Consider the following 22,900-nt stretch of genomic DNA (forward strand, 5'->3'; position numbering starts at 1 on the left):
CAGAACAGGATTAACGAATACGGTAACACGTATTTCTATTCCGGTGAGACAAGGCTGAACATGCTCGTCAAGGGCCCTGACGCATGGGGCGCAAAGACAGGCGCATTCATCGAAGGTGACTTCAGGGGCGCAAGTATCGGCCAGACTGCTGGCGTATTTGAATTACGTCATGCTTTCATGGAATTTAACTGGACACAGGACCAGTTGCTCATGGGACAGACATGGAATGAATGGGGCGCATTATTCAGCGGCCCTATCCTTGGTACCCTTGCTTTTAACGAGCTTACCGACGTCATGAAGGGCGCAAGGCAGCCTCAGGTCAGGTGGACACACAAATGGAACAAGAACTTTTCGGGCTTCATCGGTATCTATTCCGAATATAACACGACGGGTAACCCGGGCGCCGCCTCTTCTACTGCATCTGCACAGAATGACAGTGCGCGGTCGCTTATGCCCCACTACATGGGTGAATTTAAATGGCGGACCGACAGTTGCGGTAAGATCGGCCCCTGGCTGACAGAGTTAGCCTTAGGCGGTTTCTACGGCCAGGAAAAAGTCACTTGGTTAGACACCAGCGGGACAAGATGGACAGATGAGAAGGTGAATACCTGGATGATGGCATTAAAGGGCTTTATACCAATCATTCCCGAGAAGAAGGGCAATAAGGCTGGCGCATTTGCATTATCAGGCGCTATGTTCTATGGCCAGCTACCCACCAACACGGTATATTTGAACGCGAGCGCTAACCCTTATCAGACAGGCGCCACAGCAAACGGCACAAGAAACATATTTACACCCGTAACATACGGTGGTTGGGGCGGTCTGACATACTACTTTACCGATGTAGTATATGTAAACGGTATTTATTCGACCCGTTCAAACAATTTGCCCAGTTATCCAAAAGACCAAACCATAGGTAATAACGCCGTAGTCAAGACCAACCAGATGTACCTTGTAAACATAATGTGGGATGTAAACCCTGCAATAAGGCTCGGTCTTGAATATTCACGCAATATGACCGGTTACGGCGGATATGGTGCTGATGCAGTAAACGGCGCAGTTGCTGCCGGCAATCTCGACTCACAAGGCAAAGTTGACAATGTAAGGATCGGCGCATTTTACTTCTTCTAAGATCCGACAGAACAGTATCAAAAGGGAGGCTAAAACGCCTCCCTTTTTTTTATCTCTCATCTTAACCGGTAACTCCTCAGTTTTCTTCACGCTTGCTTTTGAAGAGGCAGTATCAGTGAGGCAACATCAACCTCAGGGTTTTCTGCGATCTTGCCGAGAATGTTTTTGAAGACGGATTCAAGAGGCTCTTTCCCCCTCTGTTTATTGAGTGCATGAAGCACCGACATGAGGAACATGGTGGACCTCATAGAGCTATATACCAAGTGAAAGTGAAAGAAACGGTGGGGTTATTGGGTAGAGTAGAGAACTGGCGCCTTGCTGTAGCCGCTTTCGAGTCCCCAAGATTGGGGCCGGACCAAACCAACCCATTGAAGTAAGGAGTTTTATGTATGGAAATGGCTAAAGTGCTGTTTTTTGGGGCAATTTGTAAAAAAAGGGGTGTGGTGTGGACGGGGGTTGTGAGTGTGCTGGCAAGCTACAACCGGAGGCCCGAAGACCTGCCAATGGTTTGTTTTGGTTGCGGCCCTGGCCGCGCTGTGTTCCCTGCGGCCTCAAACAACCCCGCTGAAAAGCGGGGGAGTGGGCGAGACGAAGAAGGCAGTTATGAATTATACGTTATGAATTTTAATTTTTCCTCTTGACAAATTGTTGGCACGTTGGTATTTTTACCAATAATAAAATTAGAGGATAAACCATTATGATAACCTTCGAAGAAGCAGAAATAAGGAGTAGAATTATTAAGGCCATGTCTCACCCGGTCAGGTTGATGATTATTGAGGTGCTCAAGGAAGGTGAATTGTCCTTTTCGAAGATTAATGAAATGTTCGAATCCGATAAATCGACCGTTTCAAAGCACCTCCTCGTATTAAAAGAGTCAGGGATTGTGTCATCGAAAAAAAGCGGGTCTGACATGATCTACAAGCTGGAAGTACCGTGCATAACGGATTTTTTTGGTTGCGTTACGGCAGTGATTGAAAATACCGTAAAGAGACAGCAGGCTTGTTTATGCAAAAGATAGAGGATGGTTTTCTCGCAAAGCGCAAGTTAAGAGGTGCATTTCATGCTGAAATATTTGGCTGACAGTCTGGTTTACACATTGATAGGGATTCAACCGGGGACACGATTAGGGGACACCCTTAATTTCTTTTTTTATGACACCGCCAAGGTTTTTCTGCTTTTGATCACTATCATATTCGTCGTTGCAGTCATTCGGAGTTTCTTTCCTCCTGAACGTGCCCGCAAGCTCCTCGGTCATCACCGGGAATATGTGGGAAACTTTCTTGCTGCTTTGCTTGGTATTGTCACACCCTTCTGTTCCTGTTCTGCGGTGCCGATGTTCATCGGCTTTATTGAATCAGGACTGCCCCTGGGGGTGACCTTTTCCTTTCTCATTTCATCGCCTGCCGTAAACGAGGTTGCACTGGTCATGCTCTGGGGTCTCTTCGGATGGAAGATTGCCCTCCTTTATACCGCTACAGGCATTGCCGTTGCCTTCTTCGGGGGTATTGTCATAGGGAAATTAAAACTGGAACACCTCGTAGAAGAATATGTGTATCAGATCAAGATGGGCGAATGCGAGATGGCTGTTCCCACGTGGAAGGAGCGGATTGAATATGCCCGGGGCTATACAAAAGACATCCTGAAGAAGGTGTGGATTTTTGTTGTTTTGGGAATCGGCTTTGGGGCCCTAATCCATGGCTATGTCCCCATGGATTTCGTATTGAAATATGCAGGACCGGGCAACCCTTTTGCTGTGGTTGTAGCGGTGCTTTTAGGCGTTCCCCTTTATTCGAATGCCGCCGGCACCATCCCCATTGTCCAGGCGCTGGTTGGAAAAGGTTTGCCCATGGGCACAGCGCTTGCCTTCATGATGTCCATTGTTGCCATATCTGCGCCAGAGCTGATTATCCTTCGCAATGTTATCAAACCAAAGCTCCTGGCTATCTTTACCGGGATTGTTGCCGTAGCGATTATTATTGTTGGCTACTTATTCAACGCTATTTTATAATGAGCTGTGAAAAATATATATGAGGAGGTTACACTTTCATGAAGATTCAAATTTTAGGATCTGGCTGCCAGAACTGCATGAAGCTTGCCAAGAACGCAGAGGAAGCGGTGAAAGCGAAAGGGACGGAATGTGAGATCGTTAAGGTAACGGATATCAAAGAGATCATGAGTTATGGCGTTATGCAAACCCCTGCCATTGCAATCGACGGCAAAGTAAAAAGCGTCGGCAGAGTGCTTTCCGTAGAAGAGATTAAGAAACTACTATAAAAACAGGGGTCAAGAACGAGGAGGAAAACCATGCTGGAAGAAAAGGATGTTTGTTGCAGCGGGAACGTGAAAACGCTCATTCTCGCCTGTTCAGGCGGATCGAATGTGGGTCAGATTTCGAACAATGTAATGATTGAACTGGGCGTCACGAAGAGCCATGACTTCAGTAAACTGGAGGAGGAGACCGGCTCCGTGCTGGGTTCCGTCACAGCAAAACTATGAAAGGGACGCTTTCATCCAGCAAAGAACAGAGACAAAACATCTGTCAAACTGTCTGGAAATGGGCACAATCGAAAAGATACGTCCTGAATGTAATACTTGCTTGTGCAGCAGTAGCTTTGGAGGTCTACTACAGTATCTGCGGAGGTGAATGCTCTTATCTTCGCGGGAGACTATTTGGTATTGATCTGCAATACATCGGCATTGCCTTTATGGCTCTGATTATATTCTTAAGCATTATAAAAAAAGACCTTCTCCTGCTCATTGCTCTTTCTGCGGGAATTGGGGTTGAAGTGTATCTTATAGGCTTCCAGGTGTGGTACAATACGTACTGCACATACTGTCTTGCATTTGGAGGTGTAATTGTGGTTCTGTTTTTTCTGAATATTCGTAAAACATTGTCAAAAATTGCAATTTTCTGCGCAGTCCTGACTCTTATGCTTTTCGCTATGTTCTTCAAAGGTTCTGCCACCCCCTTATATGCAGCGGATACGCTTGTTCCTTCGTTCGGGACAGGCGCCGTTAAAGTGAGGATCTATACGGATTACTTCTGTCCGCCCTGCAGGGCCATGGAGCCGAAGATTGAACCCATCCTTGCCGAATTGGTGAAAAAGAACATAATTAATCTTACTTTTGTTGATACACCTATCTATAAGTCTTCTGCCCTCTATGCCCGTTACTTTCTCTACATCCTGAACGAAAAAAATGAGTTTGAATTCGCTCTCCTATCGCGGTCTCTACTGATCGGCGCTTCCCTTGAGAAGATCTCTGATGCATCGAAGCTGGAGGCATATCTGAATGGAAAGGGCATCAGATTTAAGGCCTTCGACATCCAACCAACCATTGATATTTTCAATGGCTATTTAAAAAACGACAAGATTAATGCAACACCAACCTGTGTGATTGAGCAGGATGGAAGGACAGAAAAGATCGCAGGTGGACCGGAAATTACTGATGCGCTCGAACGTTTAAAACGGGAATCGGTGAAAAAGGCAAAAAAATGATGGAGGAAATAGAGGTATCATTATGAAAACACTGATTATAATTTTGCTGCTATTCGCTATGGGCATTTTCATGTATGCATGTTCAACAGCATGTGTTGTTGTCCCAAGAGAAGGGGGTAAAGAACCCGTAACCATCCAGTACCCGAAGTAATGTTGTGAATACGCAAAGGCGCCTGCTCTTAACGGCCTGTCGCCCAAATATTTCCAGTTGTCCAAATCTCGCTTCCGCTTGTGAATGAGGCACAAAGTTGTCTTAAAAAATGGGGGAGACTGAAGGGGGAAGAGGCAAATAACCAATCTTCCAAATCATACCTGTCTGCCTCGTCCAAGGCACAGGCAGGAACAGTTTGGAATTTCGGGTACCCGCTTGCGGGTGTTGATTATTGGAATTTGCAGTGAACAAGGAGGATAAAGCATGACCGAACAGGAAAAGAGTGGTAGTCCGGAATTCATGTACCTGCCTCTGAAAAGCATTATAGTGGAAGAACAGATTCGCTCAGGGATTGATACGGAGGGAGAGTCTTTTAAGACCCTCATGGAATCCATTAAAGACCGGGGCATCTTGGAGCCTGTCCTTGTAACACCAAAAGACGGCAAATACCTGCTCCCCTACGGGGAAAGGCGTTATCAGGCTGCACAGAAGCTGGAACTGGCATCCATCCCGGCACTTACCGTCAATATGATCACCCAGAAGGATGAAATCCTTGCCTATCAGTTAACAGAGAACCTCCAGCGGGAAGACTTCAATCCCATGGATCAGGCCAAGGGAATACTCGCATATATCCAGGCGAAACTCCCTGATAAGGGGTACACCGTGGATAGCTTTATGAGTGACTTGGTAAGCTACAAGCGGAGGCCCGAGGATCTGTCAGATCAAGTTGCTCCAACGGTTGGAGCAATGGTAGAAATCACCGGAAAGTCAATGTCTACGCTGTTTATATATAGGCAACTTTTGTTTGATGAGGTAAAATGTGATAACGAATAATACTGTATTTATTTTAGGAGCTGGTGCAAGTAGTTCTTATGGGTATCCAACCGGAGCCGAATTAAGGCGTAGAATATGCTCAGAATATGCAACAAAATTAAACAACCTTCTTACTGGTAATATCATTATTGACGATAATAACCCTTTTACAGAGGTTCACGAAAGCATCAAACTTGCCACAGCATTTAGAGAGTCAGATATTAAGTCTATTGACCGTTTTCTTGCAATAAACCCTGAATTTTCTGACATAGGTAAAATGGCAATCGCGATGCTTATATTGGATGCCGAGAAGACTGACATTTTTCGGGATAATCTCGAAGATAACTGGTATTTTTATTTATATAATAAAATGATTGATACTTTTACAACTGGTGAAGCCTACAAATGGTTTGGAGTAAATAAGATAACTTTTATTACATTTAATTATGATAGATCACTGGAGTATTATCTCTTCAGTCGCCTCAAAAGCCTCTATTACAAGATATCGGATTCAGAAATAATAGAGCAAATAAATAAAATCCCGATTTACCATGTCTATGGTCAAGTTGATGATCTACCATGGCAGGGTGGAAATAAACAATATGGCTCCACATATAAATATAATGATATTCATAGTATTAAAGACAGAATAAAAGTAATCTTTGAAAGAACTGATACAGAAATTGAATACATAAGAGCGGCAATTGGCCAAGCAGAATTAATTTATTTTCTTGGGTTTGGCTATGATAAAATTAATATGAAAGCTATAGGACTCCCAGAGTCTATAAATGCTGGGTCAAAGGTCTTTGGTACTGCATTCGAAATAACAGAAAAAGAAAAGAGGGATATCATAACTTATTTAACAAGTACAGGAATAATTCAACGCCCTGATGTTAAACTCCGTGACTGCAATTGTGTTGAGCTTTTGAAGGAATATTTATAAAAACCTTACTAACAAATTTAAGAAGGTCAAATTTTTTTCGCTCAAAATACAAAATCAAATACCCTTTGATAATAAGATTAAATACTCTCTTATTTAAGTAACTGTAAGATTATTCGGAAGTGACTTATAACATTTTATGCACTTACACTATCACACCCCCCTTCATGTTTAACATGATTTCACTTTTGAAGCTCTCCGATGAGATTAGGATGGCAATTATCCCTCCGCTGTCGGGATTAAACCGTACGGAGGGACAATCCACAATCCGTACGGTTTAATCCTGCCGAAGGCGGGACGATGAAAATGGGATGGGGGAAGGTGACATCCACACCAGCTCGCCTCCTTCCCGAAAGCCAGTTTTTAGAACCTACGCCAGATATACGACATTATAATTGGTAATCAACACCCAATTATATATTGTTTTTTTTGGTAGATATTGTCGGGTTTTTAGCCATAAAATCGGCACGTTCATATTGATAATCTGTTTTTCTTTTGTTATTCATATAGCATGATGAAAAGCAAATTCCTATCAGTCAATTAAAGGAACGATGAACGCAGACAGCAAAGAAATCAACGTTGCTTCAAAAATATCCCTCAGGCGTCTTCAGACCCTTACGGACTGTATCTTTGCCCTGGCACTGATTCTGCTCGTCATTTTCATTGAAAAGCCAACGGAGGGTATGAAGCCCACCGAAGAAAATATAAAGAAGTATATTTTTGGCCAACTTGACACAGTAGCCGTATACATAATTACATTTCTGAATATAGCCTTTTACTGGTTCTTTAACCACAACCAGAGTAAGCATTTCAGACGATCCGATGGCGTCCATATTTGGCTTACTTTGCTTACCCTCATGTTCGTGGGTCTCCTGCCTTACTCCAATGCCCTCAATGTTGTTTTTTATCAATCCTTTTCTGTCCACATTTTCTATAGCGCTATTGTCTTTGTTATTGGCTTGCTCTTCTGCATCGACTGGCTTTACGCGACACGGGATGACCGTCTTGTTGACCGCTCCATCAGCCCCGGTACTGTTGAGGAACTCATTGTGGAATCTCTTGTTCAGCCCGTTGCGGCGCTTCTATCTTTTGGCGGCGCCCTCATCAGTACTTTCTGGTGGGAAATGCCCTTTTTGATCGCCCCCTTTGCAATATTTGCAATAAGTAAATTGTGGGAATGCAGAAGGACAAAACGGGCCAATACCATCCAATCTGAATAAGGTTAATGATGCAAAACATACATTTTATCTTCGATGTGGCAGATAAAATTAAAAATATCAAGCATTTGAAGATATGGCAAAGAGTCCTGTCCCCGAACGGGGGAATAATAATGAGCTTGATAAAATGTCTTCAACTGTTAGCTGTTAACTGTTCACTATTCCACAATCCGAAATCGGCAATCCGTACGGTTTAATCCTGCCGAAGGCGGGACAATCGCTACCAAATGTGTCATTGCAAGACCCCTTTTGCTTTTCCAAGGGGAACGTCAAACAGTTTCCTACTTTTTAAAAAACGCCCCGTCCCCTTGCTCCAATGGGGGTATAAAACATGAAAAAGAATAAACAGATTGCAAAACAAAACACGTTTACAGAGTTTCTGCTCTACACTACGCCAAACGGCAAGGTTAAAGTGGAGATATTTTTGCGTGATGAAAATTTGTGGCTGACTCAAAAAAGAATGGCTGACCTTTTTGACGTTGGCATACCGGCGATAAACAAGCACCTCAAAAATATCTTTGAAAGCTGGGAGATACAGGAAGATTCAGTTATTTCCATTTTGGAAATAACTGCCAAAGGTGGTGGCATTAGCCGAAAGCGAATATGAAAAGTACCGCGATATTCAAGACCGCGTAATTGAATCCGACTTTGATCGCGAAGTGAAGAAATTGCTTAATTCAAAAAAGAAAAAATTACGACCTATTTAAACGAAGACACATTGGTCCAGCAAACAACCACCGATTACCAGGAGGTAGCTTTTTCCGGTTTCTTTTGCTTGTTTTGTTGAAAACCAAATAAACCAGAGAAACAGATTTACAATCCCTGACCCGTTAAGATTTCCAATATCTCTATATAACGTGCTCTGGTTTTTTGAGCAATCTCCGCCGGCAATTCCGGACCGGGATATTGTTTGTTCCAGTCAAGGGTGTTCAGATAATCCCTTACAATCTGCTTATCGTAACTGTCCTGGGGCGCTCCGGGCTTATAATGCTCCATAGACCAAAACCTTGAAGAATCAGGGGTGAGCATCTCGTCGATTATAATGATTTCTCCATTGAATACGCCGAATTCAAATTTGGTATCCGCAATGATAATACCCCTTTTCTCAGCAATAATGCATGCCTTTTCATAAATGCGTATGCTTAAATCCATAAGTTTTGTGGCAAGTTCTTCGCCTGTTGAACGGACAAGTTGATCAAAGGTCACACTCATGTCGTGTCCTTCATCGGCCTTTGTAGTTGGGGTAAAAACTGGCTTTTCCAGTTTCGAAGATTCAAGGAGACCACTCTTTAACTGGATGCCACAAATGTTTCCTGTTTCGCAATAATCCTTCCATCCGGAACCTGCAAGATATCCCCTTACGACGCACTCCACGGGAATGACTTTAGTCTTTTTCACCAGCATGCTCCTGTCTTTCAGGAAGTCGCTGTATTGTCTCAGCGGCTCAGGGAATTTCCCGGCATCAACTTCCAGCAAATGATTCTTTATGATGTCTTCCATCTGTTCGAACCAGAAGACGGAAAGTTTTGTTAATACCTTTCCTTTATCCGGGATACCGGTAGGCAATACAACATCAAAGGCTGATAGCCTGTCGGTAGCAACTATGAGGAGTTTATCGCCCAGGTCATAGACATCCCGGACCTTGCCGCGTTTTAGTTGCCCGATATCTGTAAGGTTTGTCTCTCGTAGCGCGTTGTTCATAGTATGATTACTCCTCTTTATCAAACTCGCTTTTTGGCGCGCTGCATATAGGACATAACCAGTTATCCGGGAGTTCCTCGAACGGGGTGCCCGGTTTGATGCCCGAATCGGGGTCGCCATTTGCAGGGTCATACACATACCCGCATACTTTACATCTGTATTTACCGGCTGCAGGGGTCTTTTCCTTTGGTTCCTCTTCTTTGATATAGGTTGGCGCTGTCTTTGGAGACTTACCGCCTTTGACCTGGTGATAGTATGCATACGTCATGGGCTCGGCATCGCTTAAGTTGTCACAATCAACAATCTTTCCTATAAAAACCGTATGAGTCCCCACATCGGTACTGCCCACAACTTCACAATCCAGATATCCCACTGTATAATCAAGCACTATAGGCGATCCGGTGACGCCAATCCTGAATTTTACCTCTTTAAACTTGTCTATATCCCTGCCGGATTTAAAACCAAAGTTTCCAATCAGAGTCATGGGTGCTTCCTTTGACAGGATTGAGACAGAGAAAACCTTGCTTTCCTGAATATATTCATGTGTAAAATTCTGTTTATTGATACTGATCGCCATCGTTGGCGGGTCAGAGGTAATCTGAAAGGCAGTGTTTGCAATCTGACCGTTTATGTTATCACCTCTTTTAGAGCTTATCACATATAGGCCGTAACATATTTTCTGGATAGCCTTTAAGTTCATTCAGCTCCTCCTCTTCAATGTGTCTTTATTTGTTTTGCCGTCGTATTTGTGAAAAATACCAGCCAATTATAAACTATTTCATGTTAAAAGTGTATCTATTATACTGAAACCCTGATCCGGCTATACAGCTCACACAGTGAGCGAGAGGGGGAGGATCGGGCGGCTTGGCTGCTGGAGGGGGCGACCCCCTTACGGGGACAGGCGCAAGCCCCAATAATAGATAATTTTAATTAGCAATCATCTGCCATCTGTAGTAACATTTTTATCTTATGAAAATTCACCATTGCTTTATTCAGCGGAAAACTTCATGGAGGCTGACCTGGTTCGGTAAGCTGGTCGTGGGGCTGTTCTTACTGTTTCTGGTATTCCTGACCAGGAATTTCTGGTCAAATTGTGCCATATCATTTATAACAGCAAGGGATACGGCCCGCCAGGCAGATGCAATATTAATTGAAGCATGGAAATATCCACATGGGTCACTCGTCAGGACTTCGCTGGACCTGCAATCACAAGGCATTGGCAAACACCTGTTTTTTGTGGAATATCTGCCTTCTCATGCAAGTTCAATGACCGACCTGGAGATTCCCTATTATTACCACGAGATGCTTGATCTCTATTTTAAAAGTGATGGTATTGACCCAAAAGCGGTGAAACGGATCCCTATGGAGCTTAAAGACCCTGTGACATGGAATACAGCCTTCGCTGTAATGGAGGCGCTCGCTGCTCAGGGATATCGTTCGATGATTCTTGTTTCCCCCTGGCATCACAGCAGGAGGAGTTGCGATGTCTACACAATTGCAGGAAAAAAGAAGGGGATCGAAGTTACCTGTAAACCTGTTGAAGGTGGTTTGAGGAAAGACAACTGGTGGAAATCACATGTAGGCATGAGTACGGTTCTGGGGGAGGTAGTGAAGCGAATTTATTACATTTTCAGGATTTCATGAGATCAAAACTTCAGCAGGCTGAGCATCCCGCCCGACGCAACTGCACAGTAACATTTTAACCCAAATCTGTCATTGGGAAGGTGTCGGGGTATCCCGGAGCAAACCGTCGTGAGGCAAGGAAGCTCGGTCTTTTGCGTATGCAAAAGTTCCGAAGCCGAACGCGAGTGAATGGAACCGCCGGAGCGGAATGAGCGTGTTTGCGAGGGATTATACGACACCGATAGTGATTCTAATGATAAATCCGGGTTTAATAGTATTCTTTTAACGTTTCCTGTACGGCGTTTTTCATCACTGTAAAATCTATGGCTTGTTTGACGAGTGGTTTCTCCTTGATTACGGGAATCCTCTCTTCTAAGGTAGGTCTGCTATTCCTGTAAATTACCCCGATGGGGATTCTGTCGCCCCACTCAAGGGCCTTTTGAAATGCCTCTACCCTGTTTTCCGGATTATAGCCGGATTCAATCTTGTAAACCCTCTGGCCGTACCATTCATAGGTGTTTGTCTTATTGAAGGTGACACAGGGTTGCAGTATATCCACCAGCGAAAATCCTTTGTGATTCACCGCTTCCTTGATAAGACCTTTTAAATGTTCGTGATCACCGACATACCCCCTTGCCGCAAAGCTGCAATCAAGGGCTATTGCAAAGGCCATCGGATTAAATTGCTCTGAAAGCACCCCGAAAGGCTGGTTTTTTGTTATCATGCCCTCCATGCTGGTGGGAGACGCTTGTCCTTTTGTGAGTCCGTATATCTGGTTATTATGGACAAAGCGTTTTACATTGATATTTCGCCTCATGGCATTGATGAGGTGGTTCCCCCCTTCGCCATAGCAATCCCCGTCACCGGCTTCAGCTACGATGAGGATCTCGTGGTTGACAAGGCTGATTCCTGTGGCAACCGGGAGAGATCTTCCGTGGAGGCCATTAAAGGTATTGCATTTCAGGTAATGGGGAAATTTTCCGGATTGTCCTATACCGGAAACGATAATGAACTGATGCGGCTCAATACCCATTTCAACGAATGCCTCTTTAAAGGCCTTAAGAATTGAAAAATTGCCGCACCCCGGGCACCATGCCGGTGTTTGTCCTTTATAATCATCCAATGTGGGCATTAAGTTCTCCTGTCAGCTCTTCCAGAAGGAAGGGTCTTCCGTCATACCGGTTGATTGCTGCATCAAATTCATAGCCTGTTTCAACCTTTAAAAGACGTGCAAACTGGCCTGTAGCGTTCTGTTCGATACAGATTGTTTTTTGCGCATTGCGGAGGATTTCGAGAAAATTCATCCTTCCATTTTCCTTCTCCCGTCCGGGTAGGGGTATAGAGGAGGGCAGCGGATAGATTTCGCTGAAGTGGAGCATGGCGATATTTTTCGTTTTCGACAGCATATCTACTGCCTCTTTCATGACCCCGTATGTGGAGCCCCAACCAACAATAACTATATCGGGCTCGCTGTTCCCATAAAAAAGCGGAGGGCCTATCTCATCTCTTATGAAGGATATTTTTTTAAAAAGCCTTTTATGCATCATTTTAATGCGTGTCTCTGCATCTTCGACGAGATGCCCCTCTTCATTGTGCTCGTCGCTGTCTGTTACGACAACGTGTTGTGACTCACCAGGCACGCCGAAGGGTGAAACGCCATCGCCGGTATAGGCATGACGTTTGTATTCGTTCAGCCCGGCGAATGCATTGCCTCTCAGCCGATAATCATTATAGATGAGCTTATCCGTATGAAGCCCATCCAATGTCCACTGGACATCCGAAAGATACTGGTCTGTGAGTATTAATGCCGGAATCTGGTATTTCTGGGAGAGTTCAAAGGCCTTGTTGGTAAGATTGAAGGCCTGTTCCGGTGTTCCCGGTGCGAATATAAGCCTTGGAAATTCACCGTGCCCGGCGTGGAGGGCAAATAATAAGTCTGCCTGCTCGGTGCGGGTCGGAAGCCCCGTAGCAGGTCCCGGTCTCTGGGCAAGAGCTATAACAATGGGGGTTTCCGTTATTGCAGCAAGAGAAAGTCCTTCCACCATGAGGGCAAAGCCTCCCCCTGAGGAGCCTGTCATGGACCTCACGCCTGCATATGATGCGCCGAGCGCCATGTTGATAGCTGAAATCTCATCTTCTGCCTGCTCGACAATGATCCCATATTCTTTGGCGTGAGCGGCCATGTAGAGCATGATGCCGGTGGACGGCGTCATGGGGTACGCTGAATAGAATTTACACCCCGAAGCAATAGCGCCCAACCCTACCCCATCGTGAACACCCATGAGCATCTTTGCTGATGAGAGTGGTGATACGGCAAAGGAGCAACGAAGGCAATGCGTCTGGGCAAAATCCCTACCTGCAACGGCGGCTATTTCATTGATATTGAGAACTTTATCGCCCTTTTTCTTGAGTTCATCCTTCAGGATATCGTGGAGCGGCTTGATGCTTAAACCAAGCATACCGAGGACTGCGCCCGTGGCAACAGTATTTGACATGATTCTGTCGCCGCCGCTTTCGTTGGCAAGCTGAACAAAAGGGATATCCAGAAAGCAGGGTTTTTCAAACTTCTCTTTAAGTGTTGATGAGTCATAGACAATTATTCCGGCATCAGACAATTCCCCTTCATGACGTACGATGCTTTCTTTGTCGAGGGCAACGAGGATGTCTACCTTTATTCTGGATGCTGAAATCGGTCTATCCGACAACCTTATCTGATAGAAATTGTGTCCGCCCCTGACACGTGATTCATAGTCCTGATGAGAAAATACATAATACCCTGAACGTGAAAAGGCCTTTGCAAGGGCATCGCCGATCGTCTGTATGCCCTGTCCTGCCTCACCGCCGATTTTGATCGTATAGTCCAGAAGGCGCCTCCTGTCTGTCCATTATACAATTGGGAAACTAAAAACATCAAGTTTTATGTGGAATGAAGAGCATTCAATAATTGAAGACCGATTCAACGAAATCGATCTGAATCCCGCCAAGGGTTTTGACACGAAAGCGAATAAATATCTAAAATAATTGTGTCCCGATAAGACAATCTGGTAAACTGTCCACGCAATGGACGCGAGCCAGGATCAAAAAAACTCAAAACTCAAAACCATGCCCTCGAACAACTCTATCGAGGGTCAGAACTCAAAACTTTCTTACTTTAAGATTTTCACCAGTCGCAACATCGCCGTTATGCTCATCCTGGGCTTTTCTTCAGGACTGCCCCTGCCACTGACAGGTGGAACGCTGCAGGCGTGGCTTACCATGACAGGCGTTGATTTACGTACTATAGGTATTTTCTCACTCGTGGGGCTGCCCTATACACTGAAATTTCTCTGGTCTCCCCTTATGGACCGTTTTGCGCCTCCATGGCTTGGCCGGCGGCGCGGCTGGATGATCCTCACGCAAATATGCCTCCTCCTTGGCATTGCCATCATGGGCCTTATTTCCCCTCAATATGCGCCTTTAATGCTTGCAGTCCTTGCAATGTGTGTTGCCTTTGTTTCTGCCTCCCAGGATATTGTTGTTGATGCTTACAGGACTGACGTTCTTCGCGAGGCAGAAAGGGGCCTTGGGGCTGCCACATTTGTAACCGGTTACCGCATCGCAATGCTTGTTGCCGGGGCACTGGCGCTCATCATGTCTGACCAGATAGGCTGGCAGAATACATATCTGATAATGGCGATGCTCATGGTGTTTGGCATGGCCGGAACTATCTTCGGGCAGGAGCCTGATAAAAAAGTAATGCCGCCGAAAAGCCTTGAAGAGGCGATATGGGGGCCACTCAAGGATTTTATTGCACGCCCTTCGGCCATGGCTATGCTCCTGCTTATTATACTGTACAAATTGGGTGATGCCTATGCGGGAACCATGACCACAACATTTTTATTGAGGGGTGTGGGCTTTTCAGCTACAGAAGTCGGTACGATTAACAAGGGCATGGGTCTTGTTGCAACCATCGTTGGGGCGCTGTTTGGTGGTACCCTCATGGTGAAGCTTGGCCTTTACCGTTCACTCATGGTCTTTGGAATGTTGCAGATGGTTTCCAATCTCACCTTTATGGTCCTTGCCTGGACAGGAAAAAATTATGGAGTGATGGTCTTTGCCGTGGCATTTGAGAATCTTTCCGGCGGTATGGGGACAGCAGCTTTTGTGGCGCTTCTTATGGCCCTCTGCAACCAGCGTTACAGCGCTACCCAATTTGCATTATTATCATCCCTTTCGGCCCTCGGCAGGGTCTTTGTTTCCCCTACATCAGGGTATGTCATTGAATCAATAGGGTGGGCAATGTTTTTCCTCCTCACGACCTTCACCGCATTGCCTGGATTGTGGCTTTTGTGGCGTCTCAGAGATGCAATTGCCTCCCTCAAAAGAGACTGATCATTCCGTATCTTTGTCGTTTTGCGAATCGTTCACTGTTTTTCTCAACATTTCCATTGTCTAAAAGAAAGTCAGAATGGTATTATGTAAATATGGCAGATAAAATGACTGTTGGCTCACCTGAAACCACATCAACAACCATAAAAACACCTGACAATTTAATCATCGTTAACCCTGACCAACCACTTTACAGTACGGAACATCTCTGCATATATCTTAGCGAGCTCCCGGAGCTTTCACCCGATGGAAAGGTGATAGACGACTCCAGGTGAACCGTTCAAGTAGTTCGGGCGGTTTAAGCTGTTTGAACATTCAATAAAGGAGGATAATCATGAAAGTGCCTGTAGGGACAAAGGCAGTTGTATATCCGGCCCCCGCCTTTGTGGTGGGGACATATGATAAAAACGGAAAACCGAATGCGGCAACGGCGGCATGGTGCGGGATTTGCTGTTCACAACCACCCTGTATAGGGGTTTCTTTAAGAAAGGCCACATATACATATGGAAATATTGTTGAGCGAAAGGCTTTTACTATCAATGTACCTTCTGAGGTGCATGTAAAAGAGGTGGATTACTTCGGGATTGCTTCAGGCAGGAAGGTGGATAAATTTGCCAGAACAGGCATGACCCCTGTAAAGAGTGACCTCGTAGACGCCCCTTATATTGCAGAATTTCCGTTTATTCTTGAGTGCAAGCTTATTCATACTATTGAACTCGGGCTCCATACCCAGTTCATCGGTGAAATCCTTGATACCAAGGCTGATGAATCGATAATCGGGGACGATGGAAACATCGACGTAGAAAAGGTAAAACCGATTATCTTTGCCCCCGGGGTCCGCAAGTATTTCGGAATCGGTCAATACCTTGGGAAAACATTCTCCATAGGAAAGAAGCTCGGAATTAATTGACTAATCTTAACAGGTTTTTTGACCTGTTCTGTTCATCCACATACACCTTTTTCGGTTCAAAGGTGGCCAGCTCTTTTTCATCATAGCTTGCATAAGTCGCAATGATAATAATGTCATCCTTCCTTGCCTTGTGGGCTGCCGCACCATTTACACACATGACGCCCGAATCCCTTTCACCCTTGATGGCATATGTGGTAAAACGCTCGCCGTTTGTTACGTTGTATATCTGGACCTGTTCATACGGTATTATATCTGCCTGTTCCATTAGCGCTCCGTCTATAGTGATGCTTCCTTCGTATTGAAGATTGCCTTCAGTGACTCTCGCTCTGTGGATTTTTGATTTCATCATCGTTTTAAACATATTAAGCCTCCGTCAAAATTGTGTTGTCGATGAGCCTTGTTTTGCCCAGCCTGCAGGCAATAGCAAGGACTGCTTTGTTGTTGTGTATATGAACAAGCTCCGTCAAGGTCTCGGCATCGGATATACTTACATATTCAATATCGATTCCATCTCTGGAACTCAAAATCTTTTCTGCTTCTTTTCTGAGTACTGCCACATCTCTCTCTCCATCTTTAAAGAGTTCCTCTACCTTTTTCATGGATGCATAGATAAGGAGCCCTTTTTCACGTTCTTCGGGGCTCAGGTAGGCATTCCGGGAGCTCATAGCAAGGCCGCCATCTTCCCTTACCGTGGGGGCGGGTACAATTTCAAGGTCCATATTAAGATCTTTTACCATTCTCTCAATGATTTTTAACTGCTGGTAGTCCTTCTGTCCAAAAATAGCATAATGGGGTTTCACGATATTAAAAAGCTTTGCAACGACTGTTGCCACACCCACAAAATGCCCCTTTCGCGAGAGACCGCAGAGGTGGTTTTCCAGATCTCTTACCTGGATATAGGTGGAATACCTGTCGGGATACATCGCTTTTCTGTCGGGGAAGAAGATAATGTCGGTCTTTTCCTGTTCGAGAAGGCTCTTGTCTCTCTCCATGTTCCTGGGATATTTATCAAGGTCCTCGTTTGGACCAAATTGTGTAGGATTGACGAATATGCTTACTACGACGATATCGCTCAATTCCCGCGCCTTTCTTACGAGGGCGAGATGGCCTTCGTGGAGGTAGCCCATAGTGGGAACGAAGCCGATCTTTTTCCCTCCCCTTCGCAGGGTCTCGGCTGCTTGCTGCATGTCTTTTACTGTCTCTATTATTAGCATAATAAAAACCTTGCACTTATTTTCTAACCCCGATAAACGAGATAAGAAAGTTTACAAAATTGTTTTCTGCCAAAAAAATGCAGAAAACAATTTTAACTTACTAATGAAAGGAATGGCTATCATCAGGGAATGTGCCCCCTTTAACCTCCTCAATATAGCCCTTTATCGCCTTATCCATATCTGCCCTTAAGTTAAGATATGTTTTTACAAACTTGGGTCTGAAGTCGCCGAGAAGACCGAGCAGGTCATGGATGACAAGCACCTGTCCATCGCAATCGGGGCCTGCGCCGATTCCTATCGTTGGGATGCTGAGCGTTTCGGTAATCTTTTTTGAAATATCCCTCGGTACACATTCGAGAACAATGGCAAAAGCGCCTGCTTCTTCCACCGCCTTCGCGTCCTCCATGAGTCGCTCTTCCTCTTTTTGAACCTTGTAGCCGCCCATGCTGTGTACAGACTGAGGGGTGAGTCCGATATGACCCATAACGGGTATGTCAATATCAGAGATAGCTTTAATAACTTCCTTCATCCTTTTGCCGCCTTCAAGCTTTACAGCCTCAGCGCCACTCTCTTTTATCATTCTTCCTGCATTCCGTTTCGCCTGTTCTATGCTCTCATGGTATGACATAAAGGGCATATCGATGACAATAAGCGCCTTTTTTGCGCCTTTCACAACAGGTTTGGTATGGTGAATCATTTCCTCTACAGTAACAGGGATTGTGTTCGGATAACCGAGTAAAACCGAGCCAACGGAATCACCGACAAGGATCATATCTATACCGGCATTGTCCATGATGTTTGCAAAAACATAATCGTAAGCGGTGAGCATGGTGAGTTTTTCTTTACCTTTTCTTGCCCTTACAACCGGTACAGTTATCTTCTCCATATAAGCCCCCTTAATAAAAAAAGCCTTCCGAACAGAGTTCAGAAGGCTAATAATCCATCTCCTTCCGTCCCGGTCCAGATGCTGGATCCAAGCGGTTTGTGCAAGTATTGAAACAGAGATTGTTTTGAATGTCAACTATTTTTTTATCAAAATTTCCCCTTTTTAGAAGAACGTGGTGGTATAATGAAACAGAAAGATGTGATCAAACAGATTATGAAGACGGATAGGTGAATTTGAAAAAAAACAAACCGGAAGAGCAAAAATACAACATCATCGATCATGAAGCCGATATTGGATTAGAGGTATATGGAAAATCGCTGGAAGAGCTTTTTATCAATGCCGTTACGGGACTTTTCTCGTTGATTGTTGATGCAAAGGATGTACAGCCCGAGAAGGGGAAAAGGTTCGACACAAACGGGAACGGCGAAACACTCATCGTTTTCCTCAATGAACTTCTGTATATGTGGGACGTGGAAGGGTTCATCCCAAAAGAATATGCTTTAAAGATAGATAACAACAGGCTTACAGGCACTGTAATAGGGGGAATATTTGACCCTGCCAAACATACAGCAAAGCAGGAGGTAAAGGCCGTTACCTATCATGGATTTTCAATCACACAGAATAAAAATGGTTTCAAGGCAAGGATTATAATGGATGTGTAAAAATCCGTGATGCATAAAGCGTGATGGGTTATGGGTTAAAAATAAAGAAACGTATATATGGAAAAGACAAGGGAATATCTGAAAAAAATAGATGACAATCGTTATATGGTGGAAAGACACGACCGGATGAATGTTGATGGTATAGTCTATGTCAACGAAGAACTCCTTCAGATAATGGGTACCGATGAGAGCATAAAGCAGGTGGAGAATGTGGCATCTCTCCCCGGGATTGTAAAAGCATCAATGGCAATGCCTGATATTCACTGGGGATATGGTTTTCCTATCGGAGGGGTGGCGGCTTTCGACATGGAAAAGGGTATTATTTCTCCGGGTGGTGTCGGATATGACATCAATTGAGGTGTCAGGCTTTTGCGCTCCGTGCTGAGCGTTCAGGAAATAAGAGACAAAATACCTGAAATTATTGACAGTTTCTATAGGAATATCCCAAGCGGTGTAGGTTCTCACAGAAAGGACTTCAAACTTCCAAAGGATGAATTAAAAAGGGTGCTCGTGAAAGGGGCACGCTGGGCCGTTGAGAACGGATTTGGCACACAGGAAGATATTCAGTTCATCGAAGACGGCGGCCAGATTCAGAATGCCATGCCTGATAACGTATCTGACAGGGCTTTTGAACGGGGGAAAGACCAGCTTGGAACTCTCGGTTCGGGAAACCATTTTGTCGAGATTGGATATGTTGTTGAAATTTATGATAGAAATGCCGCTGAAGCCTTTGGTCTTTTCGAAGATCAGATAACCGTTATGATACACACCGGCTCTCGCGGGCTTGGATACCAAGTCTGCGATGATTATATCAGGGAAATGTTAAAGGCATCGGAGAAATATGGCATATATCTTGCCGACAGGCAGTTGTGCTGTGCGCCGATTGCGTCGCCGGAAGGACAGAGATACCTTTCGGCCATGGCCTCTGCCGCAAATTATGCATTTGCAAACAGACAGATGATAACGCACTGGGTGAGGGAAACCTTTGAGCATATGTTCGGAATGAGTTCCGGCAAGCTCGGTCTCTCCCTTGTCTATGATGTATGCCATAACATTGCAAAGATCGAGAAACACAAAACCATTGAAAAAGGCAAAACAGAGGAAACAACCCTCTGTGTCCACCGGAAAGGGGCTACAAGGGCATTTGCAGCAGGCAGCCCTGCAATACCTCAAAGGTATATGTCAGTTGGTCAACCCGTCCTTATCCCCGGCGATATGGCGAGGGCATCATATGTACTTTGCGGGACAGAACACGCTATGAATGAAACCTTCGGCAGCACATGCCATGGCGCAGGCCGCGTGATGAGCAGGAGTCAGGCGATCAGGGTGTCAAAAGGCCGTCCTGTTTCAAAAGAGCTCGAATCAAAAGGGATTTATGTCCGGGCCGCCAGCAAGGCAACGCTTGCAGAAGAGATGCCCGAAGCATACAAGGATGTATCAAAGGTCGTACAGGTAGTTCATGATGCGGGAATTGCAAAACTCGTTGCAAAAATAATACCTCTTGGAGCCATTAAAGGCTGAGCAGCCCGTTACGCATCACGTTTCACGATTTTTGAGGAGGCTCTATGAAAAAGGAAAAAGGCCTTATTGTCGTTTTCACTGGTGATGGCAAGGGCAAAACCACGGCAGCTCTGGGGATTGCGCTCCGTGCAAGCGGTCGCGGCATGAATACCCTTATGATTCAGTTCATAAAGGAAGATGGGAAATCAGGCGAACAGAGCGTATGCCCGTCACTTATCAAAAATATAGAGATATATCCCTTCGGGATGGGTTTCATATTCCACGGAGATGATCCGAGACCACAGATGGAAATAATTGAAAAGGCCTGGTTTTTTATGGAAGAGATGCTTGAAACAAAGAAATACAATATACTTGTTCTCGATGAACTCAATGTAGCGCTCAGCCTCGATCTTTTTCCAATAAGAAAGGTTACGGATTTTCTCCGGAAAAAAGACAGCGCTCTCCACGTAATTATCACCGGAAGGGACGCACCGGCAGAACTCTTAGAGTTAGCTGATATTGTTACAGAAATGAAGGAGATAAAACATATATTCAAAGCCGGGGCGAAGCCAGCAATCGGTATTGATTATTGAAACCTTGCCCCGATAAACGGGATAAGTAAGTTAAAAATCTTTAAAAGGCATCTTTACATCTTGACAAAAAAAGAGTAAAAAAATTTATCGCTAATTGAATATAGCAACACATTTTTGTATATTATGTATCAGGAGGAAACATGGACCCAAAAGAAAAACTAATCTTTGCCCTCGATGTAGAACACTTTGAAGAAGCCCAGAAGCTTGTTATGGAATACAGGGAGCATGTGGGCATGTTCAAGGTGGGCAAACAATTGTTTACCCATTGCGGTCCAAAAATCGTAGATTTTATTAACATGAAAAATTCGAAGGTCTTTTTAGACCTTAAATACCACGATATACCCAATACCGTCTCGAAAGCAGCCATAGAGGCAGCAAAACTCGGGGTCGATATGTTCAACGTTCATACCATGGGCGGCCTGGCCATGATGAGGGATGCAAAAGCAGCCCTGGTGAATACTGCAAAGAAACTGCAACTCCAGAGGCCAAAAATTATAGGTGTTACTGTTCTCACGAGTATGGATGATGAAACGCTTGCAGGGATGGGTATCAATATAACGGTAAACCAATTAACAAAGAATCTTGCGCTCCTTGCAAAAGAGGCAGGCCTTGACGGTGTGGTTGCCGGGGGAAGCGAGATAGAGATGATACGGGAACTGTGCGGAAATGACTTTATTATTGTAATGCCAGGGATTAGGCTGGACGACAGGAAAGATGACCAGAAGCGGACAATAACGCCAAAAGAGGCTATTCTTAGAGGCGCAACGTACATTGTCCTCGGCAGGGCAGTCAGGGACAGCGAAAATCCGCACGCGCTTTTTGAAAAAATCTATAAAGATATCGACAATGCCCTATCTCATTGATAAAAGCAGCATCCTTGATGTTATCCGTAATAATCCTGAATATGTGCGCAGGCTCTGGATAGAAAAAGGCTTCGAAGGAGTATCCCAGGAGGTCATCAAGGAGTCGAAAAGACAGGGCGTACCGTTCAAGATTATCCCGGGAGATGCGTTTCTGAGGAAATTCAGAGACACCAAATCACATATTGTCCTTGAAAAGGAAGGCATGCTTTATACTGACCAGGATGTGTTACTCAATGAGATAAGACAGGGAAAGGCAAACACCCTGTGTGCCTTTGACGGAATCTATGACCCTCAGAACCTCGGAAACATCATACGAAGCGCTGCATGTATGGGCGTGGACGCCATCATTATTCCCAAGGACCGGTCATGCGGGATCACAGATACCGTTGTTAATATTTCGAAGGGTGGTATTGAGCATATCAGGATTGTTAAAGTGGTTAACCTTGCACGGTATATCGATGAGATGAAGGATGCGGGCGTCTTTTGTTATGGCCTTGATGAGGACAGTGAAGCCCCCCTCTTTGATATAGACTTAAAAGGACGCATCTGTCTGGTATTTGGCAGTGAAGAAGGGTTAAGGAGACTCACAAAAGAGAAATGCGATGCCATAGCAAAAATCCCGACAAAAGAAGCCTTTCCGTCCCTCAACGTAGCCACCTGCTTTGCCATCTCTGTCTATGAGGTGGTGAGACAAAACTCAAAGGCGAACATCAAATAGAAGAACCCCCCCCAATTGGCCATTCTCTTATTCCTTGGGGAAATATTTCACGTCACTGATATTTTGTGATATTATACCTTCTTTCACACATTCTGAGGGAGTGCGGAATTTGG

28 protein-coding genes and 1 pseudogene are annotated in these 22,900 nt (G+C 44.8%); 21 read left to right on the plus strand and 8 right to left on the minus strand.

Features of this window, described 5'->3' with window-relative positions:
* On the plus strand, positions 1-1,131 hold a 1,131-nt coding region (locus NTX75_13985; protein ID MCX5817324.1), incomplete at its 5' end, for a hypothetical protein.
* 86 nt (positions 1,132-1,217) lie between these two features.
* Here NTX75_13985 and NTX75_13990 read toward each other — a convergent pair.
* Positions 1,218-1,367: a hypothetical protein gene (locus NTX75_13990; protein ID MCX5817325.1), complete on the minus strand. Its 150-nt coding sequence runs from the start codon at positions 1,365-1,367 to the stop codon at positions 1,218-1,220.
* Between the two features lie 153 nt (positions 1,368-1,520).
* Between NTX75_13990 and NTX75_13995 the strand changes: the two genes are divergently transcribed.
* From NTX75_13995 to NTX75_14045, 11 genes are all read left to right on the plus strand, one after another.
* Positions 1,521-1,772 (plus strand): hypothetical protein, encoded by a 252-nt coding sequence (locus tag NTX75_13995; protein MCX5817326.1) that lies wholly within the window; start codon positions 1,521-1,523, stop codon positions 1,770-1,772.
* Between the two features lie 56 nt (positions 1,773-1,828).
* Complete coding sequence (locus NTX75_14000; protein MCX5817327.1) at positions 1,829-2,149, plus strand: metalloregulator ArsR/SmtB family transcription factor; 321 nt, start codon at positions 1,829-1,831, stop codon at positions 2,147-2,149.
* Positions 2,150-2,191: 42 nt separating this feature from the next.
* Positions 2,192-3,139 carry a permease gene (locus tag NTX75_14005; protein MCX5817328.1) on the plus strand — a complete coding sequence of 316 codons (948 nt, stop codon included), beginning with the start codon at positions 2,192-2,194 and terminating at the stop codon, positions 3,137-3,139.
* Positions 3,140-3,177: 38 nt separating this feature from the next.
* Complete coding sequence (locus tag NTX75_14010) at positions 3,178-3,405, plus strand: thioredoxin family protein (protein MCX5817329.1); 228 nt, start codon at positions 3,178-3,180, stop codon at positions 3,403-3,405.
* Positions 3,406-3,435: 30 nt separating this feature from the next.
* A complete protein-coding gene (locus tag NTX75_14015) occupies positions 3,436-3,627 on the plus strand; it encodes a hypothetical protein (GenBank protein MCX5817330.1) in 192 nt (63 codons plus the stop codon).
* The gene (locus NTX75_14020) at positions 3,624-4,628 is read left to right on the plus strand and encodes a thioredoxin domain-containing protein (protein ID MCX5817331.1); all 1,005 of its coding nucleotides are present in this window, start codon (positions 3,624-3,626) and stop codon (positions 4,626-4,628) included. The genes NTX75_14015 and NTX75_14020 overlap by 4 nt, the downstream gene beginning before the upstream one ends.
* A gap of 22 nt (positions 4,629-4,650) precedes the next feature.
* On the plus strand, positions 4,651-4,779 hold the full coding sequence (locus NTX75_14025) for a hypothetical protein (protein ID MCX5817332.1): 129 nt from the start codon (positions 4,651-4,653) through the stop codon (positions 4,777-4,779).
* Between the two features lie 264 nt (positions 4,780-5,043).
* Positions 5,044-5,613 (plus strand): ParB/RepB/Spo0J family partition protein, encoded by a 570-nt coding sequence (locus NTX75_14030; GenBank protein MCX5817333.1) that lies wholly within the window; start codon positions 5,044-5,046, stop codon positions 5,611-5,613.
* On the plus strand, positions 5,600-6,535 hold the full coding sequence (locus NTX75_14035; protein MCX5817334.1) for a hypothetical protein: 936 nt from the start codon (positions 5,600-5,602) through the stop codon (positions 6,533-6,535). Before NTX75_14030 ends, NTX75_14035 begins: the two co-directional genes overlap by 14 nt.
* A gap of 548 nt (positions 6,536-7,083) precedes the next feature.
* Positions 7,084-7,752: a TMEM175 family protein gene (locus NTX75_14040; GenBank protein MCX5817335.1), complete on the plus strand. Its 669-nt coding sequence runs from the start codon at positions 7,084-7,086 to the stop codon at positions 7,750-7,752.
* Positions 7,753-8,080: 328 nt separating this feature from the next.
* Positions 8,081-8,356 carry a hypothetical protein gene (locus tag NTX75_14045; GenBank protein ID MCX5817336.1) on the plus strand — a complete coding sequence of 92 codons (276 nt, stop codon included), beginning with the start codon at positions 8,081-8,083 and terminating at the stop codon, positions 8,354-8,356.
* A 206-nt stretch (positions 8,357-8,562) separates the two neighbouring features.
* Here the strand turns inward: NTX75_14045 and NTX75_14050 are convergent, their stop codons facing one another.
* The gene (locus NTX75_14050; protein MCX5817337.1) at positions 8,563-9,450 is read right to left on the minus strand and encodes a phosphoribosylaminoimidazolesuccinocarboxamide synthase; all 888 of its coding nucleotides are present in this window, start codon (positions 9,448-9,450) and stop codon (positions 8,563-8,565) included.
* Between the two features lie 7 nt (positions 9,451-9,457).
* Positions 9,458-10,150, minus strand: a complete 693-nt coding sequence (locus tag NTX75_14055) for a flavin reductase (protein ID MCX5817338.1) — start codon at positions 10,148-10,150, stop codon at positions 9,458-9,460.
* Between the two features lie 269 nt (positions 10,151-10,419).
* Here NTX75_14055 and NTX75_14060 point away from each other — a divergent pair, with 269 nt between their 5' ends.
* The gene (locus NTX75_14060; protein ID MCX5817339.1) at positions 10,420-11,094 is read left to right on the plus strand and encodes a hypothetical protein; all 675 of its coding nucleotides are present in this window, start codon (positions 10,420-10,422) and stop codon (positions 11,092-11,094) included.
* A 247-nt stretch (positions 11,095-11,341) separates the two neighbouring features.
* Here the strand turns inward: NTX75_14060 and NTX75_14065 are convergent, their stop codons facing one another.
* Both NTX75_14065 and NTX75_14070 read right to left on the minus strand, forming a co-directional pair.
* A complete protein-coding gene (locus tag NTX75_14065; GenBank protein ID MCX5817340.1) occupies positions 11,342-12,205 on the minus strand; it encodes a 2-oxoacid:ferredoxin oxidoreductase subunit beta in 864 nt (287 codons plus the stop codon).
* A complete protein-coding gene (locus NTX75_14070) occupies positions 12,189-13,937 on the minus strand; it encodes a 2-oxoacid:acceptor oxidoreductase subunit alpha (protein MCX5817341.1) in 1,749 nt (582 codons plus the stop codon). Before NTX75_14070 ends, NTX75_14065 begins: the two co-directional genes overlap by 17 nt.
* 319 nt (positions 13,938-14,256) lie before the next feature.
* Between NTX75_14070 and NTX75_14075 the strand changes: the two genes are divergently transcribed.
* The 3 genes from NTX75_14075 (at position 14,257) to NTX75_14085 (ending at position 16,351) form a co-directional block, all read left to right on the plus strand.
* On the plus strand, positions 14,257-15,444 hold the full coding sequence (locus NTX75_14075; GenBank protein ID MCX5817342.1) for an MFS transporter: 1,188 nt from the start codon (positions 14,257-14,259) through the stop codon (positions 15,442-15,444).
* A gap of 92 nt (positions 15,445-15,536) precedes the next feature.
* Positions 15,537-15,716 carry a hypothetical protein gene (locus tag NTX75_14080; GenBank protein MCX5817343.1) on the plus strand — a complete coding sequence of 60 codons (180 nt, stop codon included), beginning with the start codon at positions 15,537-15,539 and terminating at the stop codon, positions 15,714-15,716.
* A gap of 59 nt (positions 15,717-15,775) precedes the next feature.
* Positions 15,776-16,351, plus strand: a complete 576-nt coding sequence (locus NTX75_14085; protein MCX5817344.1) for a flavin reductase family protein — start codon at positions 15,776-15,778, stop codon at positions 16,349-16,351.
* Here NTX75_14085 and NTX75_14090 read toward each other — a convergent pair.
* The 3 genes from NTX75_14090 to panB form a co-directional block, all read right to left on the minus strand.
* Positions 16,344-16,712 (minus strand): aspartate 1-decarboxylase, encoded by a 369-nt coding sequence (locus NTX75_14090; protein MCX5817345.1) that lies wholly within the window; start codon positions 16,710-16,712, stop codon positions 16,344-16,346. The two genes, NTX75_14085 and NTX75_14090, sit on opposite strands and share 8 nt — an antisense overlap.
* 1 nt (position 16,713) lies before the next feature.
* On the minus strand, positions 16,714-17,565 hold the full coding sequence (gene panC / locus NTX75_14095) for a pantoate--beta-alanine ligase (protein ID MCX5817346.1): 852 nt from the start codon (positions 17,563-17,565) through the stop codon (positions 16,714-16,716).
* 100 nt (positions 17,566-17,665) lie between these two features.
* The gene (gene panB, locus NTX75_14100; GenBank protein MCX5817347.1) at positions 17,666-18,451 is read right to left on the minus strand and encodes a 3-methyl-2-oxobutanoate hydroxymethyltransferase; all 786 of its coding nucleotides are present in this window, start codon (positions 18,449-18,451) and stop codon (positions 17,666-17,668) included.
* A gap of 233 nt (positions 18,452-18,684) precedes the next feature.
* Between panB and NTX75_14105 the strand changes: the two genes are divergently transcribed.
* The 5 genes and pseudogenes from NTX75_14105 to NTX75_14125 all read left to right on the plus strand — a co-directional run bounded on the left by NTX75_14105 (position 18,685) and on the right by NTX75_14125 (position 22,787).
* On the plus strand, positions 18,685-19,113 hold the full coding sequence (locus tag NTX75_14105; GenBank protein MCX5817348.1) for an archease: 429 nt from the start codon (positions 18,685-18,687) through the stop codon (positions 19,111-19,113).
* 105 nt (positions 19,114-19,218) lie between these two features.
* Positions 19,219-20,634 (plus strand): annotated as a pseudogene (locus tag NTX75_14110) (RtcB family protein).
* A 44-nt stretch (positions 20,635-20,678) separates the two neighbouring features.
* A complete protein-coding gene (gene cobO / locus NTX75_14115) occupies positions 20,679-21,206 on the plus strand; it encodes a cob(I)yrinic acid a,c-diamide adenosyltransferase (GenBank protein MCX5817349.1) in 528 nt (175 codons plus the stop codon).
* Between the two features lie 140 nt (positions 21,207-21,346).
* Positions 21,347-22,069 carry an orotidine-5'-phosphate decarboxylase gene (pyrF, locus tag NTX75_14120; protein ID MCX5817350.1) on the plus strand — a complete coding sequence of 241 codons (723 nt, stop codon included), beginning with the start codon at positions 21,347-21,349 and terminating at the stop codon, positions 22,067-22,069.
* Positions 22,053-22,787 (plus strand): RNA methyltransferase, encoded by a 735-nt coding sequence (locus tag NTX75_14125; GenBank protein ID MCX5817351.1) that lies wholly within the window; start codon positions 22,053-22,055, stop codon positions 22,785-22,787. Before pyrF ends, NTX75_14125 begins: the two co-directional genes overlap by 17 nt.
* The last annotated feature ends 113 nt before the right edge of the window (positions 22,788-22,900 follow it).

The sequence above is a fragment of the Pseudomonadota bacterium genome, assembly GCA_026388315.1.
GTDB lineage: Bacteria > Desulfobacterota > Syntrophorhabdia > Syntrophorhabdales > Syntrophorhabdaceae > MWEV01.